The following is a 934-nucleotide window of genomic DNA, read 5'->3' as shown; positions in this document are numbered from 1 at the left end:
CTGTAGCGCACCCCACCAGAGAAAGTGACCCCAAAAAAGCCCGCCTTCGTAAGCTTATGTTGATAAGACAGATCACCATGAAGAACGAGCTTTGGAACTAGCTGAGCATTAAAACCCAACCCTGCTTCCAGAGAAGAACCAAAAGCACCTAACTGAAAAGCATCTCCGAGATGGACAAACTGCTTTTCCCCAAAAGCGTGAGCAAAATTAAGTTTGCCGTAAAAAGAAATAGCGTGCCCTGTCGCCACCGCAGGCAGCACCTTGACCAAACGCCCGCCAACACGCGCAACCCATTGATCAAGATTTCCCATCTTGACATCAACATTGTCAATATCACGCACACCCTTGAATGTGAGATATTGATATATAACCTGAACTTGGGGATCAAAAACAAAACCCCCATACCCCATCTCAAACACCTTTCCAGCAGTCAGAGAAGCGTTCAAAAGGCGGCCATCCAACGTCGCCGCCTTACCCCGCGCGAGGGTAGAAACATCGCCTTTAAACGTACCATAGGATACAAGACCACCAACATAAAATTCCGTATCATGCCGCATGCTACCGTATGCTGAAACCGACCATTTATCAAAGGCACTTTTTTGGCTTTGTTTGACATCCAAAGGCTGTAAAAAAAGCCTTCCATAAGTCCCCGTTATACCCATAAATGCAGTGCCGCACATACTCTCAATTGCCCACAACAAGACACCTGCATCTACTGCATTGTAATCGAACTGACCTCCATACCCATATTTCGATGCAGGGAGATCTGAATCATAACGGTAACTACTGCCATAACCACGTATGAAGAAAGCGGAAGCACCATCATCTTTTAGCATCCCGCCCAAAGCAGTCCGAAGAGACTCCAACCGCTTATTTTGGCTTTCAACATCCATCAAGCCGGCATGAAAAAAGCCATTCGGCAACAGCAAATAAG

Annotated in this window: 1 protein-coding gene; it reads right to left on the bottom strand. The window is 46.6% G+C overall.

The genetic code is table 11. From position 1 onward, the window contains the following. Positions 1-934, bottom strand: a 934-nt coding sequence (locus WCP75_RS05025; protein WP_336277139.1) for an autotransporter domain-containing protein, incomplete at both ends; no start/stop codon positions are given.

Source organism: Bartonella numerosa (assembly GCF_037070845.1).
Lineage (GTDB): Bacteria > Pseudomonadota > Alphaproteobacteria > Rhizobiales > Rhizobiaceae > Bartonella.
Note: the sequence above shows the minus strand (reverse complement) of the source record. Positions and strands in the feature narration are given on the sequence as shown.